General features: G+C 71.3%; 18 protein-coding genes. 8 read left to right on the top strand and 10 right to left on the bottom strand.

Going from position 1 to position 16,577, the window contains the following annotated elements; all coding sequences use genetic code 11:
* Positions 1–12: 12 nt before the first annotated feature.
* The 6 genes from ABT340_RS01645 to ABT340_RS01620 all read left to right on the top strand — a co-directional run bounded on the left by ABT340_RS01645 (position 13) and on the right by ABT340_RS01620 (position 4,945).
* Positions 13–1,053: a s-methyl-5-thioribose-1-phosphate isomerase gene (locus tag ABT340_RS01645; protein WP_352008698.1), complete on the top strand. Its 1,041-nt coding sequence runs from the start codon at positions 13–15 to the stop codon at positions 1,051–1,053.
* 64 nt (positions 1,054–1,117) lie between these two features.
* Positions 1,118–1,810, top strand: a complete 693-nt coding sequence (gene mtnC, locus ABT340_RS01640; RefSeq protein ID WP_352008697.1) for an acireductone synthase — start codon at positions 1,118–1,120, stop codon at positions 1,808–1,810.
* A complete protein-coding gene (mtnB, locus tag ABT340_RS01635; RefSeq protein ID WP_352008696.1) occupies positions 1,807–2,439 on the top strand; it encodes a methylthioribulose 1-phosphate dehydratase in 633 nt (210 codons plus the stop codon). The genes mtnC and mtnB overlap by 4 nt, the downstream gene beginning before the upstream one ends.
* Before the next feature lie 135 nt (positions 2,440–2,574).
* A complete protein-coding gene (ybiA, locus tag ABT340_RS01630) occupies positions 2,575–3,171 on the top strand; it encodes a riboflavin biosynthesis intermediates N-glycosidase (protein ID WP_352008695.1) in 597 nt (198 codons plus the stop codon).
* A gap of 78 nt (positions 3,172–3,249) precedes the next feature.
* Complete coding sequence (locus tag ABT340_RS01625) at positions 3,250–3,849, top strand: RNA polymerase sigma factor (RefSeq protein WP_352008694.1); 600 nt, start codon at positions 3,250–3,252, stop codon at positions 3,847–3,849.
* Positions 3,842–4,945: a CU044_5270 family protein gene (locus tag ABT340_RS01620; protein WP_352008693.1), complete on the top strand. Its 1,104-nt coding sequence runs from the start codon at positions 3,842–3,844 to the stop codon at positions 4,943–4,945. The genes ABT340_RS01625 and ABT340_RS01620 overlap by 8 nt, the downstream gene beginning before the upstream one ends.
* Here the strand turns inward: ABT340_RS01620 and ABT340_RS01615 are convergent.
* The 6 genes from ABT340_RS01615 to ABT340_RS01590 form a co-directional block, all read right to left on the bottom strand.
* Positions 4,938–5,099: a hypothetical protein gene (locus ABT340_RS01615; RefSeq protein ID WP_352008692.1), complete on the bottom strand. Its 162-nt coding sequence runs from the start codon at positions 5,097–5,099 to the stop codon at positions 4,938–4,940. The two genes, ABT340_RS01620 and ABT340_RS01615, sit on opposite strands and share 8 nt — an antisense overlap.
* Before the next feature lie 148 nt (positions 5,100–5,247).
* Positions 5,248–7,275, bottom strand: coding sequence for an ABC transporter ATP-binding protein (locus ABT340_RS01610; protein ID WP_352008691.1), 2,028 nt, complete (start codon positions 7,273–7,275; stop codon positions 5,248–5,250).
* 2 nt (positions 7,276–7,277) lie between these two features.
* On the bottom strand, positions 7,278–8,174 hold the full coding sequence (locus tag ABT340_RS01605; protein ID WP_352008690.1) for an ABC transporter permease: 897 nt from the start codon (positions 8,172–8,174) through the stop codon (positions 7,278–7,280).
* On the bottom strand, positions 8,171–9,175 hold the full coding sequence (locus ABT340_RS01600; RefSeq protein WP_352008689.1) for an ABC transporter permease: 1,005 nt from the start codon (positions 9,173–9,175) through the stop codon (positions 8,171–8,173). The genes ABT340_RS01605 and ABT340_RS01600 overlap by 4 nt, the downstream gene beginning before the upstream one ends.
* A 12-nt stretch (positions 9,176–9,187) precedes the next feature.
* The gene (locus ABT340_RS01595) at positions 9,188–10,858 is read right to left on the bottom strand and encodes an ABC transporter substrate-binding protein (protein ID WP_352008688.1); all 1,671 of its coding nucleotides are present in this window, start codon (positions 10,856–10,858) and stop codon (positions 9,188–9,190) included.
* 65 nt (positions 10,859–10,923) lie between these two features.
* Positions 10,924–11,877 carry an aldo/keto reductase gene (locus ABT340_RS01590; RefSeq protein ID WP_352008687.1) on the bottom strand — a complete coding sequence of 318 codons (954 nt, stop codon included), beginning with the start codon at positions 11,875–11,877 and terminating at the stop codon, positions 10,924–10,926.
* A 184-nt stretch (positions 11,878–12,061) separates the two neighbouring features.
* On the opposite strand from ABT340_RS01590, the gene ABT340_RS01585 reads away from it, so the two are divergent.
* Both ABT340_RS01585 and ABT340_RS01580 read left to right on the top strand, forming a co-directional pair.
* A complete protein-coding gene (locus ABT340_RS01585) occupies positions 12,062–12,634 on the top strand; it encodes a MarR family winged helix-turn-helix transcriptional regulator (protein ID WP_352008686.1) in 573 nt (190 codons plus the stop codon).
* Between the two features lie 247 nt (positions 12,635–12,881).
* Complete coding sequence (locus ABT340_RS01580) at positions 12,882–13,637, top strand: neutral zinc metallopeptidase (RefSeq protein WP_352008685.1); 756 nt, start codon at positions 12,882–12,884, stop codon at positions 13,635–13,637.
* Between the two features lie 332 nt (positions 13,638–13,969).
* On the opposite strand, the gene ABT340_RS01575 is transcribed toward ABT340_RS01580, so the two are convergent.
* The 4 genes from ABT340_RS01575 to ABT340_RS01560 form a co-directional block, all read right to left on the bottom strand.
* Positions 13,970–14,197, bottom strand: coding sequence for a hypothetical protein (locus tag ABT340_RS01575; RefSeq protein ID WP_352008684.1), 228 nt, complete (start codon positions 14,195–14,197; stop codon positions 13,970–13,972).
* Positions 14,194–14,703, bottom strand: a complete 510-nt coding sequence (locus ABT340_RS01570; protein WP_352008683.1) for an AAA family ATPase — start codon at positions 14,701–14,703, stop codon at positions 14,194–14,196. The genes ABT340_RS01575 and ABT340_RS01570 overlap by 4 nt, the downstream gene beginning before the upstream one ends.
* Positions 14,704–14,975: 272 nt before the next feature.
* Entirely contained in the window at positions 14,976–15,971 is a 996-nt protein-coding gene (locus ABT340_RS01565) for a CU044_5270 family protein (protein ID WP_352008682.1), read from the bottom strand.
* Positions 15,964–16,551 (bottom strand): RNA polymerase sigma factor, encoded by a 588-nt coding sequence (locus tag ABT340_RS01560; RefSeq protein WP_352008681.1) that lies wholly within the window; start codon positions 16,549–16,551, stop codon positions 15,964–15,966. Before ABT340_RS01560 ends, ABT340_RS01565 begins: the two co-directional genes overlap by 8 nt.
* Positions 16,552–16,577 lie beyond the last annotated feature (26 nt).

Genomic DNA, 16,577 nt, shown 5'->3' with positions numbered 1-16,577 from the left:
ATGGAGGCCTCAATGAGTGACACCCCCGTCCTGGCCGACTCCGTCAGGATCACCGACGACGCGGTGGAGATCCTCGACCGGCGCGTCTACCCGTTCGAGGTGCGCTGGGTGCGCTGCACGACCAGCGAGGAGGTCGCGACGGCCATCGAACGGATGGTCACGCAGAGCTCGGGACCGTTGTTCGCGGCGACCGCCGGACTCGTCCTGGCCGCCCGCGAGGCCCGGCGGGAACCGCCCGAGGAGGCCGTCGCCCACCTGCGCCGGGCGGGTGCCAGGCTCATCGCGACGCGGCCGACGAACAACCACATCCGCGACGCCGTACAGGGAGTGCTCGGGGTGGTGCTCGACGGGCCGGAGGCGGCCTCGGGCACGGAGCTGGTCGAGGCGGTCACCCGGGCCGCCCACGCGCACGACGCCGCCTACCGGGAGCGCAGCGCCGCCCTGGGCCGTCACGCGGCGAGCCTGCTCGGTGACGGCGCGCGGGTGCTCACCCACTGCTGGGCCGACGCCTTCCTCATCGCGACCGTGCGGGCGGCGCGGTCCGCGGGCAAGCACCTGGAGTTCGTCTGCACCGAGACCCGCCCCTACCTGCAGGGGGCCAGGCTCACCGCGGCCACGCTCGTCGAGATGGGCTACCGGCCGACCCTGATCACCGACGGGATGGTCGCGGCCGCGCTGGCCGACGGGCTCGCCGACGTGACGCTGACCGCGGCCGACCGGGTCACGCTCGACGGTCACGTGGTCAACAAGGTCGGCACACTGGGGGTCGCCCTGGCCGCGAACGCCTTCGGCGTGCCGTACCACGCGCTGATCGACGCGCCGGACCCGCAGGCTCGCACGATCGACGACGTCGTGATCGAACGGCGTGACGGCGACGAGGTGCTGCACGTGCTGGGGCGGCGCACCGCGGCGGAGGGGGTCGTCGGCTACTACCCGGCCTTCGACGCCACCCCGCCGCGCCTGGTGACCAGAATCGTGACCGAGCACGGCGTCTACGAGCCGTCCCGTGTCCGCGACCACTTCGCCGTTTCCGGCCACACCGAGGAGAGCTGATGGTTCACGGCATCGAAACCGACGCCCCGTCGCACGCCCCCGACCTCGTGGAGGTGCTCGCCCGATGACCGGATGGACCGTGCTCGACATCGAGGGGACGACGAGTTCCACCGAGTCCGTACACGTGGGGCTCTACGCCTTCGCCAGGCCCAGGCTCGGGCCGTGGATCGAGGCGAACCGGGACGACCCCGAGGTCCGTGCCGCCGTCGAGGAGATCGGCGGCGCCACGACCGAGGAGGTCGTGAAGGTGCTGCACGACTGGATGGACCACGACGTCAAGGCGACGCCGTTGAAGACGCTGCAGGGGCGGATCTGGGCGGAGGGGTTCGCGGCGGGCGAGCTGACCGCGCACTTCTTCCCCGACGTGGCCCCGGCCCTGCGCGCCTGGCACGCCGAGGGGAGGCGTCTGGCGGTCTTCTCCTCCGGCTCGGTCTCCGCCCAGCGCCCGTGGTTCGCGCACACCGGGGACGGGGACCTGTCCGTCCTCGTCGAGGGGTGGTTCGACACGGTGAACGCGGGGCCGAAACGGGAGGCGTCGTCCTACCGGCGCATCGCCGCCGAACTCGGCGGGACGGACCTGCTCTTCCTGTCCGACGTGCCCGCCGAACTGGACGCGGCCGCCGCCGCGGGCTGGCGGACCACGGGCCTGCGCCGTCCTGGCGAACCAAGTGAGAACGCCGACTTCGGCCCGCACCCGGTCGTCGCGTCCTTCGGAGAGCTGGGCTTCGGGGAGCCGGGCTTCGGGGGGTCGCGATGAGCGCCGGGCGGGACTTCCGTACGGCGGAGCTGGTCCTCGGGGCCGGTGCCCGGCTGGCGGCCGAGGCGGCGCGCTTCGCCGGGCTCGGCTGGATGCGCGGCACCTCGGGCAACCTCTCCGAGGTCGTCAGCCGTGAGCCGCTGCGGCTGGCGGTCACCGCCAGCGGCCTGGACAAGGGTGAGCTGACCGCCGCCGACGTCTCGGTCGTCGGCCCCTCGGGTGAGACGGTGCCGGTCGAGGGCGTCGAACCGCGCAGGCCCTCGGCCGAGGCGGGCCTGCACGCCCGGGTCGCGGCGCTGACCGGCGCGGGCGCGGTCGTGCACGTCCACACCGTCAACGCCGTCGTCGCCGGGCACCACTGGCCCGCAGGCGTGCCGCTGCGCGACATCGAGATGCTCAAGGGCATCGGACGGCTGGCGCACGACGACGAGGTGGTCGTCCCGGTGATCGCCAACAGCCAGGACATGGCCGAGCTCGGAGACCGTTTCGAGGAGGCCCACGACGCGGCCGTCCCGGCGGTGATCGTGGCCCGGCACGGCCTGTACGCCTGGGGCCGGGACCTGACGCACGCCAGGCACGTCACCGAGTGCGTCGAGTGGCTGCTCGCCTACGCCGTCGCCGTACGCTGAGGCACCGCGCCGGCCCCTCGGCGTACGGGGCCTGCGGCCGTGACACGGCGCGGCACGGGCGGAGGCCGTCGCCCTACCCGGCCGGTCGCCCGCGCGGATAACCGCTGGCCGCGTGCCGACCCTGCGTGGCAGGGTGTGACGGTGCCCGACCTGACCGGACTGCCGCGTTCCATCGCCGAGGCCGTCGCCGCCGAGCGTGACGGCGGACGGCTGCGTTACCTGTTCTTCTGGGGCCACCGGCCGCCGCGCGGGGGCGGCGCCGGTGCCGGATGCCTCAGCCAGTGGTGGCGGGCGCCCTTCCCGGCGGAGAACGCCTTCGGCGGCGGCGAGCACCTCTTCCCCTCGGCGGAGCACCACATGATGGCGCACAAGGCGTGGCTGTTCGGCGACGACGAGACGGCGGCGGCGATCCTCACGGCCACGCACCCCGGCGAGGCCAAAAGACTCGGCCGCGAGGTCCGCGGCTTCGACGAGGCCGTGTGGGCAGAGCACCGGTATGCGACCGTCGTGCGCGGCAACGCCGCCAAGTTCGGCGCGCACCCGGAGCTGGGGGACTTCCTGCTCGGCACCCGGGACCGGGTCCTGGTCGAGGCCAGTCCCGTCGACCCGATCTGGGGCATCGGACTGACCGCCGACGACGAACGCGCCGCCTCCCCGGCCACCTGGCGGGGTCTGAACCTGCTCGGCTTCGCCCTCATGGACGCCCGCGACATCCTTGCGGGAACCCGCTGAGGGCGAGTCCGTGAAAGCGATCCGGTGGATCGGGTGAGAAGGGGTGACCGCCGACCGCGTTGGAAACGGGAGACCTTCGTGACCTCGATCTCATGGGCCGTCCGTACGGGGAGCCCCGAGGCCGTGCCTCACTCCCTCGACGAGGCCGAATGGTTCGGCGCGATCTTCGACGCCCACTTCGCCGAGATCCACCGCTACGCCGCCCAGCGGCTGGGCGACGACGTCGCGGAGGACATCGTCTCGGAGACCTTTCTCACGGCGTTCCGCAAACGGTCGCGTTACGACCCGTCCCGCGCCGGGGTCCGCGCCTGGCTGTACGGCATCGCGACCAACCTCATCGGCAGGCAGCGCCGCGTCGAGGTGCGCACGCTGCGCGCGCTCGGCCGGCACGGCCCCGCCCCCGACGCCCCCGGGCACGAGGATCGCGTCGCGGCGCGGGTCAGCGCGGAGAGCCTGCGGCCGAGTCTCGCCGCCGCCGTCGCCGAACTCCACCAGCGTGACCGCGACGTGCTGCTCCTGGTCGCCCTCGCCGACCTCAGCCACGAGGAGGTCGCGGCGGCCCTGGGCATCCCCTACGGAACCGTGGGATCACGCCTGAACCGGGCCAGGCGGAAGCTGCGCGCCGTCCTGGGTGAGACCAATCCGATGCTCGACCCCGAGGAGACCCGCCGTGGATGAGCTGGAGACACTCCGCGAGCTGTACGGCGAGCCACGGCCCGACCCGATCCTCAAGGCCAAAGTGCGCCAGGCCCTGGACGCCGAGGCCAGGCGGCCACGCCTGAGGTTCGTCAAGGGGATCACCGGGGTGCTCGCCGCCACGGCGACGGTGGGCACGGTGGTGGCCACGGCGGTGGCGGTGGCGGTCGTGGTCACGGGGGCCACGACCGCCGGACCGGGGCGGGCGCCCTCCTCGGCGGCGTCGCCGTACGTCACGGAGAGCGCGACCGGCTCCGGGCGGTCGATCCTGCTGGCCGCCGCGGTGACCGCCGAGGCGGACATCGCCGCCGACGGCCCGTACTGGCACGTCAGCAAGCTGAACCGGCGGACCTACCCGGAGTCGTTCGGCCGCGACGGCGACCGTTACCGGGTCGTCGAGTCACGGCTCACCGAGCAGTGGGTCGCCGAGGACGGCGACGGGATCTGGGTCGGGACCCGCTCCCTGGGCGCGCGCCCGGCGGGCGAGGCCGACGAGGAGGCCTGGCGTCGTGACGGCTCCCCCGCCACGTGGCCGGTGCCCGGCGGGACGTTGTCCGCCGCACCCGACCGGGGCCGGCTCAGGGCCGTGACCGACGGGACGGCGTTCAGCATGGCGGGAAAGCCGATGACCCTCGAACAGATCAGGGCGCTGCCCACCGACCCCGGCGCCCTGCGGGAACAGGTCGCCGAACTGGTCAGGGACGCGCCGGGCGGCTCTCTCGACGGCGTCGTCGCGGACGCGCTCAGCGGCCTGCTGTGGAGCAAGCCGTCGCCGCCGAAGGTGCGCGCCGCCGCCTACCGGGCGCTCGCCGACCTGCCCGAGGTGCGTTATCTCGGTGAGACGAAGGACGAAAGGGGCAGGGCCGGGGCGGCCTTCTCCTTCACCCTGCAGACCGCAGGCGCCACACGGCTCCCGGTGGCCGTGCGGCGGACCCTCGTCATCGACCCCGTCTCCTCACAGGTGCTGTCCTCGACCGTCACCGGCAAGCCGGGCAACGGGGACGACCAGGTCGAGGTGGTCCTTGAGGCGGGCTGGACGACCGGAAGACCGGCCGTCCCCGCCCTCCCGGTCAGCTGAGACAGGCGGGCTCGGTCGCCAGGTCGCGGAGCAGGTCGGCGAAGGCGAGCGCCTGCTCGGCCGTCATGCGGGGCTCGGGGCCGACGTAGAAGACCACGATGTCGCCGTTGAGCGACGTCGTGGCGGTGAACGGAAGCGTTGGGGAGATAACCATGATGCTCCGCATTCTTGCCTGCCCCACCGACAGTTCGCACATGGTTTACGCCCGCGGAGCCCGGCGGAGGCCGTGGCGGGAGAGGGCGGCGCCCCCACCGGCCGAAGCCCCGTCGGGCGGTGGGGGCGCCGTCCGTACGGCGCGGTCCTCACGCCAGGCCCGCGATGTCCTCCGCCCAGTGGCAGGCCACGCGGTGCCCCGGAACGACCTCCCTGACCTGCGGGACCTCCTCAGCGCAGCGGGTCTGCCTGCGGAAGGGGCAGCGGGTGTGGAAGGGGCAGCCGCTCGGCGGGGCGGCCGGGCTCGGCAGGTCCCCGCTGAGGATGATCCGCTCCCGCCGCGCCTCGGCCACCGGGTCGGGCAGCGGAACCGCCGACATCAGCGACACGGTGTAGGGGTGCAGCGGGCGTTCGAACAGCTCCCCCGAGTCCGCCTCCTCGACCAGCCTGCCGAGGTACATCACGCCGACCGTGTCGCTCATGTGCCGCACCACGGCCAGGTCGTGGGCGATCAGCAGCGTCGTCAGCGACAGCGTCCGCTTGACCTCCTGGAGCAGGTTGACGATCTGCGCCTGGACCGAGACGTCGAGCGCGGAGACCGGTTCGTCGGCGATCAGCAGGTCGGGTTCGAGGATGATCGCCCTGGCGATGCCGACCCGCTGGCGCTGGCCGCCGGAGAACTCGTGCGGGTAGCGGTGCTCGGCCGTGCGTGGCAGCCCGACCTGGTCCAGCGTGTTCAGCACCTTGGCGCGCCGCTCCCCGCGCCCGCCGGGCACGCCGTGCACACGCAGCGACAGCTCCAGGATGTCGCCGACGCTCTGGCGCGGGTTGAGGCTGGCCATCGGATCCTGGAAGACCATCTGCATCCGGCGGCGCATCGGGCGCAGCGCGCGTTCCCGCATCCCGGCCAGGTCGACGCCGTCGAAGAGCACTCTGCCCGAGGCGACCGGTTCGAGACGCAGCAGCGCGCGGCCGAGGCTTGACTTGCCGCAGCCCGACTCCCCGACCAGCCCGTACGTCCGCCCCTTCGGCAGGTCCAGGCTGACCCCGTCCACGGCGCGGACGTACTCGACGGGGCGGTTGGTGACCGCGGCGCGCCTGGCCGGGTAGCGCACCCGCAGGTCGCTGATCCGCACCAGCGGCTCGGGGCTCTCCCCCTCGGCGGGGGCGGCGGACTCCCGCGCCGTGACAGCGGCGGAGACGGGGACGGGGGCGTCGCCCGCCGGGTGGACGCACCGGAACCGGTGGCCGGGAGAGTCTTCGGTCATGGGCAGGCCGGGGACCATGCAGGCCTCGTCGGCCACCGCGCACCGGGACGCGAACGAGCACCCAGACTCCCAGGGCAGCCGGTCGAACGGCGAGCCGGGGATCGGGGTGAGCGGCGTGTCCCGCGGGGAGTCGAGAGCCGGGATCGAGGCGAGCAGGCCACGGGTGTAGCGGTGCATGGGCCTGCGGAACAGCTCCTCCGCCGAGGCCGTCTCGACGACCCGCCCGCCGTACATCACGCTGACCCGGTCGGCCAGGCCCGCGACGACGCCCAGGTCGTGGGTGATCATCAGCAGGGCCGCGCCGTGGTCCCGGGCCAGCCTGGCCAGCAGTTCGAGGACCTGGGCCTGGATCGTGACGTCGAGCGCCGTGGTCGGCTCGTCGGCGATGAGCAGCTTGGGGCCGCACGCGATCGCTGTGGCGATCATGACACGCTGGCGCATGCCGCCGGAGAGCTGGTGCGGGTACTGCCGCATCCTGCGGCGCGGGTCGGGGATGCCGACCTCGCGCAGCAGCTCCTCCGCGCGGGCCCCGGCCGCCGCCTTCGACAGGTCGGTGTGCCGCAGCAGGACCTCGGTGATCTGCACGCCGATCGGCACGACCGGGTTGAGCGAGGTCATCGGGTCCTGGAAGACCATCGCCAGGTCACGGCCGCGCCTGGCCGACAGCTGCCGGTCGTTCAGCGTGGTCAGGTCCTCGCCGTCGAACACGATCTCGCCCTCGACCCGCGCCGAGGCGGGCAGCAGCCCGAGCAGCGCCAGCGCGGTCGCGGACTTGCCGCAGCCGGACTCGCCGACCAGCGCCACGACCTCCCCGGCCTCGACGGTGAGGCTGACGCCGTCCACGGCGGCGATCGCGGGCTGGGCGGAGGCGAACCGTACCCGGAGGTTCCGTACGTCGAGCAGGGACATGGTCACCTCGTGGTCTTCGGGTCGAGGACTTCGCGCAGGGCCTCACCGACGAGGGTGAAGCCGAGCGCCGTGACGGCGATGCAGGCGCCGGGCAGCAGCGCCAGATGGGGGGCGCTCTCCAGCCTGGCCTGTGCCTTGACCAGCATGCGGCCCCACTCGGCGACCGTCGGGTCGGCCTGCCCGAGGCCGAGGAACGACAGCGCGGCCACCTCGATCGTCGCCGTCGCCAGGACGAGGGTGGCCTGCACGATCACCGGACCGACCGAGTTGGGCAGCATCTGGCCGAACACGATCCGGCTCGTCGGCACGCCCACCGAGCGGGCCGCGACCACGTAGTCCAGGCCTCGCTGGGCCAGCATCGACCCTCTGAGCAGGCGGGCGAAGACCGGAACCTGCGCCGCCGCGATGGCGATCATCACGGCGACCGGACTGCGGCCCATCACGGCGGCGACGCTCACCGCCAGCAGCAGCGCGGGGATCGACAGCATCACGTCGGTCACCCGCATCGCCAACGTGTCGACCCAGCCGCCGAGCCCTCCGGCGAGCAGGCCGACCAGCGCCCCGACGAGCAGGCCGAGCCCGGTCGCGGTGACACCGATCACCAGCGACTGCCGCGCGCCGTACACGAGCTGGGTGAACAGGTCGGAGCCGAAGCTGTCGAGGCCGAGCAGGTGGCCGGGGCCCGGCCCCGGCACCGACGACGGGGTGATCCTCCCCGCCCACTCGGCGCTGCCCGGCTCGTACGGCGTCAGCAGCGGCGCGGCGAGCGCGATCACCGTGAACAACAGCACGATGACGCCTCCGGCGACCGCGGACCTGCGTCGGAGCAGGCGGCGCAGCGCGACCCCCCACGTCCCGCCGGCCCGCGCCGGGACGGCTGCGGCGGTCGGGGCGCTCATCGCTGCCTCGCCCTGGGGTCGATGACCGCGTACGACACGTCGACCAGCAGGTTGACGATCGCGTAGATGACCGCGATGAACAGCACGAATCCTTGGAGCACCGGATAGTCCAGATGGTTGACGGCGGTGAACAGGAACTCCCCGACCCCGTTGAGCGCGAACACCGTCTCGGTGAGCACCGCCCCGGCCAGCAGGGCACCGGCCTGCAGGCCGATCGTGGTGGAGACGGGCAGCAGCGCGTTGCGCATGACGTGCCTGCGCCGGATCACGGCCCGGGTCAGGCCCTTGGCGCGCGCGGTGCGGACGAAGTCCTCGTTCATCACTTCCAGCACCGAGGCCCTGGTGATCCGCACGATGATCGCCAGCGGGATCGCCCCGAGGGCCATCGCGGGCAGGATCAGGTGGCGCAGGGCGTCCCAGGCGGCGTCCCACTCCCCGGTCAGCACCCCGTCCAGCACGTACAGGCCGGTCGGGTGGGTCGCGTCGAGCCTGACGTCCTGGCGTCCCGCCGTCGGCAGCCAGCCGAGCCGGATCGCGAAGACGTACTTCAGGAGGTAGGCCAGGAAGAACACCGGGACCACGACCCCCAGCAGGGACGCCCCGACGGACAGGTGGTCCAGCGGACCGCCCCTGCGGCGGGCGGCGAGGTAGCCGAGCGGGATGCCGGCCACGACCGCGAGGCCGAGCCCGGCGACCGCCAGTTCGACGGTCGCCGGGAAACGCTCAAGGAAGCTGTCCACCACGCTCTGGCCCGTCCTGATGGAGGAACCGAGGTCGCCCCGCGCGAGCCGCCCGAGGAAGAGCAGGAACTGCTCGGGAAGCGACCGGTCGAACCCGTACAGGTGGTTGACCCGGTCGATCCCCTCCTGGGTGGCCCGCTCGCCGAGCAGTGCCCGCGCCGGGTCCCCGGGCAGCAGCCGCAGCCACACGAACAGCAGCAGGCTGAGGCCCAACAGCACCGGCACGACCAGGGCCAGGCGCCGGGCGACGAAGGCGATCATGTCGTCTGTTCCCTAGCCCTTGATCTGGAGGTTGTTCCACACCTCGGCCGCGAGCGGGCTGGTGACGTAACCGGAGATCCTGGGCGAGAGCGCGAGCGAGGGGACCGGGTGGGCCACCGGGATGCCCGGCAGCAGGTCCATGAGCTCCTTGCTCACCGTGGCGTACTTCTCGCCCTGCTCGGTGAGGTTGCGCGCGCTGCGCGCCGCGGCGACCGACTCGAACAGCTTCTTGTCCTCGAAGCCCCACTCGACGGTCTTGCGGCCGAAGAAGATGCCGAGGAAGGTGTCGGCGCTGTTCATGATGCCCGTCCCGCCGAGGAGGTACAGGCCGTGGTCGGTCTTGGCCTTGATCCTCTCCAGGTACTCGGGACTCCACTTCTCCGGTACGGCGTTGACCTTCAGCCCGACGGCCTCAAGCTGGGTGCGGATCGCCACGAAGGTGTCCTCCGGACTCGGCATGTACGGCCTCGACGTACCGGTCGGGTAGTTGAAGGTGACCGTCTTGCCGACCGCGCCCGCCTCTTCGAGGAGCTTCTTCGCCTTGGCCGGGTCGTGGTCGTAGGTGGCGACGCTGTCGGCGTAGCCGTTGACCGGCGGCGGGATGAACTGCTCGGCGGGCTTGGTTCCCGCGGGCAGCGTCTGGGAGACGATCGCCTGCTTGTCCAGGGCGTGGGCGATCGCCTTGCGGACCCTGATGTCGGCCAGCAGCGGGTCGGCCTGGTTCATGCCGAGGTAGAGGATGTTGAGCGGTTCCCTGGGCAGGACCTGGAAGCCCGCGCCGGACAGCCCCTGCACGTCCGCGGGCGCGACCAGGTCGTAGCCGTCGATCTCACCGCTCTGCAGCGCCTGCAGCCGGGCGGTGCCGTCCGGGATGATCCGTACGACGATCTTGTCGATCTTCGGCTTCCCGCCCCAGTAGCCGGGGTTGGCGCGCAGCGTCAGCCGCTGTCCCTTCTCCCATGACTCGAACAGGTACGGTCCCGTGCCGGTGGGGTGGGCGGATGAGTACTCGTTGCGCCGGACGTCGCCGGAGGCGCCGGGGTCGTCGGCCTTGTACTGCTTCAGGGCGGCCGGGCTCTGCATGGCGAACGACGAGATGGCCAGCGCGGGGATGAGGCTGCCGTAGGGGCGGGTCAGCGTGATGGTGACCGCGTCGCCCTCGGCGGCGCAGCTCTTGTAGATGCTCTTGGTGAGCGCCGGGTTGTCGCTGGTCTTGAAGCCGGCGAAGACCAGTTGGTACAGGTTGCTGATGTTCTCGGCCTGCAAAGGACCGTTCCAGTTGTACCAGCGCTCGAAGTTGAAGCAGACGGCCTCGGCGTCGAAGGGTGTGCCGTCGGAGAACTTCACACCCTTGCGGAGCTGGAAGGTGTAGTTCAGGCCGTCGTCGGTCTGCGACCAGGAGGTCGCCAGGCCCGGCGCGGGCTCGGCCGTGCCGGGCTTGATCGACACCAGACCTTCGAAGATCTGGTTGGCGACCCGTGTGCTCTCGCTGTCGGCGACGAACGCCGGGTCCAGCGCGACCGGCTCTGAGGCGGCGGCGAAGACGAACGTCCCCGCCTTGTCGCCGCCCGCGGCCGTCTTCTGCGTGCCGCGTTCGCTGGAACAGGAGGTGATCGCCAGCGCGAGACCGGTGGCACCGGCGACTGCGATCAGGCGTCGGATGCGCGTGGTGGTTGGGCTCACGGGTCGGCCTTTCTTCAAAACAGATGGTTGGAGCTTGTCCCCCGACGGGTGCGCTCGCGCGCGGGTCAGCCCACGGCGGGCTCGGTGTCGATCTCTCCGACCCGCAGCTCGTCCGGGTTCTGTGGCAGGTCGGCGACGGCGGCGCGCACGCCCTCCGTGCCCAGCCTGTTCACCAGGTCGAGCGCGCCGAGGTTGGCCTTGAGCTGTCCGACGCTGCTGGCTCCGAAGAGCACCGAGGCCGTACGCGGGTGGGTGAGGGCGAAGGCGATCGCGAGCTGCGCGGCGGTCGCGCCCAGCGCCTCCGCCCGTGCGGCGAACGCGTCGCGGACCTTCTCGGCGTGCCTGGTCATGCCCGTGGGGCCGAGCGGGCGCTCGCTGCCGGCGGCGCGCCGCCCGGCCAGCACACCGACGGCCAGCACGTTCGTCGTCTGGATGACCAGGTCCCAGCGCTCCATGACCTCGGCCAGCTCACTGTCCTCGCCCATCTTCCTGGCGATGGCCGAGTACGGCAGCTGCAGCACGCTGGGCAGCGGCATGCCCTCCTGGTGCGCGTAGGCGCAGGCCTCGTCGATCTCGGCGGGGGTCGCGTGGTTGATGCCCCAGTACCTGGTCAGCCCGGCCTCCACCAGCCCGGCCATCTGACGGACGATGTCCTTCATGTCCACGACGGTCTGGAAGTAGTAGGCCGTGTCCGGGTTGTAGATGACGCAGTCGGCCGCGTCCACCCTGGCCCGGGGCAGGGACTCCGCGAGCTGGTCGCGGAAGGAGGGGCGCGGCCCGCCGTACCAGAGCTTCTCGGTGTGGAAGTAGTCCTCCCTGGCGATGCCCGCCGCGTCCCGCGCCGCCGCGAACCGCATGTCGGTCTCGGAGACCGGATCGTCCGGCCGGGCGGCCGAGGTGTAGTGGCCCACGTCGAACCACGTGACCCCCGCGTTCCTCGCGGTCGTCAGGAACTCGACGATGTCCTCGTGACGCATCCGGTCGTAGGTGTGGTAGGAGCCGATGCTCAGCGCGGACACCTTGGGACCGTTAACGCCCAGGGAGTGATACCTCATCATGCGGCGGTGTCTCCGTACTCTCGGTTGGGTTCGACCAGCGTGGGCAGCGCCGCAAAATTTGTCAATAGATTGACCGTCAATACATTGGCAGTCATCATGATGGTTGAATGTCCTGATCGTTCCCACCACCCAGACAAGCGGAGCCGTGCCGTTGCCCAGTGACCGCGCACCGAACGCCGAGACCGCGCCCGACGCCGTGGAGGACACCACCATGTGGTCCCTGATCGGCCAGGCGGTCGAGTCCGTCCCCCCGCAGATCCCCGGGGTCGACGACGAGGCCATGCGGCTGTGCATGACGCTGCACTGCGCGACGAGCCTCGTGTTCTACGACCTGTCCGCCACCCTCAGGCGCGCCGACGCCGTCGCCGCCCCCACGCTCAAACTGCTGCTGATCCTCTACATGTACGGGGAGATGGAGTCCCGGGACCTGATCAGGCTCTCCGGGATGAGCAGGGCCGCGGCCTCCGCCCTGCTCGACAAGATCGTCGGCCAGGAGATGATCGAGCGCCGCCTGTCGGAACGCGACCGCAGGACCCACGTCGTCACCCTGTCGGAGAAGGGCAGGACCGCCTTCGTCGAGGCGTTCACCGTGTACAACGCCAGGGAGCGTTACTGGGCGGAGACGCTGACCCGCGCCGAGCGCGACCAGCTCATCGGTCTTATCGGCAAACTGGTCAACGCCCGCCTCGACGACGGCAACCTCCGCCGCAGGCAGTGACATCCCACCGGCGGGAACCCCGGGGGTCTTGAAGCCTCGGGGTCCTCGGGGCTTTGGGATCTTGGAGCCCCGAGGACCCCGAAGCCTGGAGACCGAAGTCTGGAGACCGGGGCCTTGAGAGCCCTGGAGTCCTTGGGGTGCTTAGGATGCTTGGGGTTCTCGGAGGCCTGGGGTCCTTGGAGACCTTGGAGCACGACATGATCACGACGTGTCCGTGCGGGATTACCGCTCCCTACGATCATGATCTATGACAACTCGCCGTGTTTTGACGGTCTCCGCCGGAGTCCTGGCTCTGCTGTTCTCCACCCCGGTCACCGCGTCCGCGTACCCCGTCGTCGGCGCGCCCGAGCTGACCCAGAACCCGCTCTACACGGTGCCCGCCCTGCCCTCGATCTCCTGCAAGGCGGTCAAGGGCACCACCAAGGCCTCAACGACGGCCTACCTCAAGAAGGTCGTCGGCTGCCTGAACACCGCCTGGGGCAAGCGGGTGAAGGACTTCGTCCCGGCCGAGGTGACGATCAAGGACACCTACGAGCACAGCCCCTGCTACACCGGCATCAAGGTGTCCGGCTCCCTCGCCGCCGGCTGCAACCGCTCCGTCGAGGTGCAACTGCGCTCCGACTGGATCAAGGCCAAGTCCGAACTGCCCGTCCTCGTCGGGGTCGCCCGCGCCTACGCCGGGTTCGTCCAGACGCAGACGGGCATCAGCGAGGCCTGGTGGGCACTGCGCTACGACGGCGAGGAGGCCGAGATGAACGAGCAGACCCACCGCTTCTACCAGCAGGCCGACTGCCTGGCCGGAGTGTCCGTCAGGAGCCTCGGCCGTACGGCCCGCGACTGGGGGCGTCTGCTCTCCGCGGGAACGCCCAAGGAGTACGGCAAGTTCATCCCCAAGTGGTACGGCAAGCCCGCCAACCGTCTCGCCTGGTTCAAGACCGGCTACGGATCGGGGAAGCCCGGCGCCTGCAACACCTGGAAGGCTCCCTCCCCCAAGGTCGCCTGACCTCCGTGCGGCGCGTCCCCTGGGACGCGCCGCACCCGGGGAACGTCAGAGGCCGCCATCAGGGAAGGGGTGAAATATCGGTATGTCGCTCCACAACGCCTCCCCCACCGCGGTCAGCGCCCACCACACGCCCCCCGCCACCAGCAATCCGAGCAACACCGCCACCACGACCAACCACCCAAGAGAACCCCAGGACCTCATACCGACTAAGACTCCGGCACAGGGCACGGAGTTCGACGCTTCCGGGAGATCACGGCCTTCCCAGCAGAAGCCGTTCGACGTCTCAAGAAGCCTGGGACCGAGAGCGGCCGGACAGTCGTCATCTGAGTCGATCAGCAGCAGGATTCCTCCCCCGCACCGGTGAGCTGGTAGGACGCCCGGAGGACCGCGTTCTCGACCCCGCCACGGGCGACAAGTCCGCTGCGGGGGACACGGCGGAGCGGAGAGATCCGTACGTCCCAACGCGAAAGCGCCCCGGCGATCCTGCGAAGCAGGACAGGAAGCGCGGACACCTCACCGTCGCCCTCCACGATGGAGGCGATCGTGACCGGGCCGCTCATGCGCCTGTCTCCGGCCGGAGCTGACCGTCGCGCAACAGTTCGCCAAGGATGGCGTGCCCCTCTTCGAGAAGGGTGCGGCTGACCCCGTCGATCTCGCCGACCACGGTCACCCCGTTCTCCATCGCCACGACCCGGACGGAGGCCGGATCGATGCCGTCCCGGTCGAGCAGTTCGGCGCTCTGAGTGGTGATCACGACCTGGACGAACTCACTCGCCTCCGTCAACGCGTCGAACAACGCCCCCGCCGCAGCGGGGTGGAGCGCGGTCTCCGGTTCCTCGACGGCCACCAGTTCCGCCTGCCCGTCGAGTACGGCCGGCTGGAACAACGCGGCCGGCACACCGGCCGCGTGCAGGGTCCCCACGGAGATGGCCTCCGGCCCGAACGGCCGCTCCGCGTCCCGGGTACGGAGTTCCACGGCCGAGTACTTGTCGACGAGCCGTTCGTCCACGCCCAGCGCCTCCGGGACCATCGCGCCGAGATAGTCGTCGATTCGGGCCTTGAACACGGGATACCGGAACGCCGACTCTCCCGGCGTCGGCCCGATGTGCTTTCCCGAGTAGCCGACCCTCCCGGTTCGCCGGCTCGGATGGAACCGCCGCATCTGGTCGACGTCCCACCGCCGTGGACCACCCGGCTCCGCCGTACCATCCGCCGGGACACAGCCTGGCTCCCGCGGCTCGGATGTCACGGCCATCCGCTTTCCGGCCAGAGGCCATGGCCGAGACGACGCGAAAGCACGTCCAGCAGGCCTCGGCGGGCAAGGTTGTCCGTTCACACCTACGAACCGGGAAGTTTGCCTGGTTTGTCCACAATGCCTTTGGCGAGTTCGGCGGTGGCGTAGAAGCTGCCCGCCGGGAAGGCGATCTCACCGTTGATGAGTTCGTCCCGTACGTAGTCCACCCGCGTGCCGAGGAACTCGTACGTCGTGGCGTCAAGGACGAGGTACGACCTGGAGATCACCTGACCGTCCGTGTCGTGCTCGGTGCCGACTCCCGGGGCACCCCGCTCGTAGGCGATCCCGATGCCCGCCCTGCCCGCCGCGTCGCGCACGCCGGAGTCCACCCGCACGCCCGGAATCCTGGCGAGGGCCCGGAAGATCGCCCCACGCAGCCTGGGCGGCACCGGCACCTCCTGGTCGAGGTAGACCGACAGCACCCGGAAGGCCCGCGCGTCCGGGGGTTCGCCGGTGTCCCACCTGGGCTTGGTCTCCCAGTGCCGGTCGCTCCTGACGTGTGCAAGCAGCCGGTCGGGGTCGGTGGGCAGTCCGGCCAGCCTGGCCACGTACTCACGCGGGGTCAGGTCGTCGTCGTCCGGGTCCGGCGTGGAACCGAACTGCTCCAGTGGTCCCCGCCCCCACCGTACGGCCCGCCGCGTGCCGTCGTAACGGGTCCAGGACTCCTGCGTCTCGGGCGCCGCGTCGTTCGGCTGTTTGACCATGTTCTTCCGGTACAGCCACTGGTCGGCGCGTGGTTCCGGGGTGAGCGCGCGCCGTTCGGACACCTGGGCGGCCCGTACCAGCACGACCGCCGCGTTCATGGGCCTCGTCTCGACGGCGACCGAGGGGCGTACTCCCTGAGGCGGCGGGACGGCGCCGTTGACCACCACCGCGACGGCCACCGCGCCGGCCGCCGCACTGACCGTCACGAGCAGGGACGGTACGAGCCGGAACCGGCGGCGAGGCCTCAGCACACGGGCGCGCAGGGCGTCCAGCCGGTCCGCGCCGGGCTCGGGCGCGTCCGCTCGCATGCCGTTCAGCAACTTCAGGTCATCCACGGGTGTCCTCCTCAACGACGGCTGACGGATCGGCACCCAGCGCCGCACGGGTCTTCCTCCTGGCTCGGTGCAGCCGCGAACGCACCGTGCCGACCGGTACGCCGAGGGCCAACGCCACCTCCTGGTAGCTGAAGTCGGCCCAGGCCACCATCAGCAGCACCTCGCGGTCCTGCGGTGAGAGCACCGCGAGCGCCTCGGCCAGCTCCCGGTGTGCCGCCGAGGCCGAGACGCGAGCCTCCACCCGGTCCGCGTAGCTCTCCGCCACCGTGTCCGTCCCGGTCCTGGCCAGCGCCCGGTACGCCCTGACCTCGGCGCGGCGGTGTTTACCGATGAGGTTGGCGGCGATCCCGTACAGCCACGGGCGGGCGTCTCGGTGGGCGGTGTCATAACGCCCAAGCCTGCGGAAGGCCGCGAGGAAGGTGTCGGCCACGACGTCGTCGGCCAGCGACTCGCCCAGCCTGCGGGTCACGTATCGATGGAGCGCGGGAGCGTGCCTGTCGAACAACACGGAGAACACTGCGGGATCACGCCGGGCGCGGGCGATCACCTCCGCGTCGTCCGGTTCGGTTTGGGCGATCAAACGTGGGCTCCGTTCGTGAGAACTGG

The sequence above is a fragment of the Streptosporangium sp. NPDC000239 genome (genome assembly GCF_040300765.1).
In the GTDB taxonomy this organism is placed as follows: domain Bacteria; phylum Actinomycetota; class Actinomycetes; order Streptosporangiales; family Streptosporangiaceae; genus Streptosporangium.
Note: the sequence above shows the minus strand (reverse complement) of the source record. Positions and strands in the feature narration are given on the sequence as shown.

Excerpts from the sequence above, each read along its gene's own strand:
- ABT340_RS01580 (WP_352008685.1), top strand. The coding sequence starts at position 12,882 with ATGACAACTCGCCGTGTTTTGACGGTCTCCGCCGGAGTCCTGGCTCTG.
- mtnC (WP_352008697.1), top strand. The coding sequence starts at position 1,118 with ATGACCGGATGGACCGTGCTCGACATCGAGGGGACGACGAGTTCCACC.
- ABT340_RS01645 (WP_352008698.1), top strand. The coding sequence starts at position 13 with ATGAGTGACACCCCCGTCCTGGCCGACTCCGTCAGGATCACCGACGAC.
- ABT340_RS01610 (WP_352008691.1), bottom strand. The coding sequence starts at position 7,275 with ATGTCCCTGCTCGACGTACGGAACCTCCGGGTACGGTTCGCCTCCGCC.
- mtnB (WP_352008696.1), top strand. The coding sequence starts at position 1,807 with ATGAGCGCCGGGCGGGACTTCCGTACGGCGGAGCTGGTCCTCGGGGCC.
- ABT340_RS01575 (WP_352008684.1), bottom strand. The coding sequence starts at position 14,197 with ATGAGCGGCCCGGTCACGATCGCCTCCATCGTGGAGGGCGACGGTGAG.
- ABT340_RS01600 (WP_352008689.1), bottom strand. The coding sequence starts at position 9,175 with ATGATCGCCTTCGTCGCCCGGCGCCTGGCCCTGGTCGTGCCGGTGCTG.
- ABT340_RS01605 (WP_352008690.1), bottom strand. The coding sequence starts at position 8,174 with ATGAGCGCCCCGACCGCCGCAGCCGTCCCGGCGCGGGCCGGCGGGACG.
- ABT340_RS01615 (WP_352008692.1), bottom strand. The coding sequence starts at position 5,099 with ATGGTTATCTCCCCAACGCTTCCGTTCACCGCCACGACGTCGCTCAAC.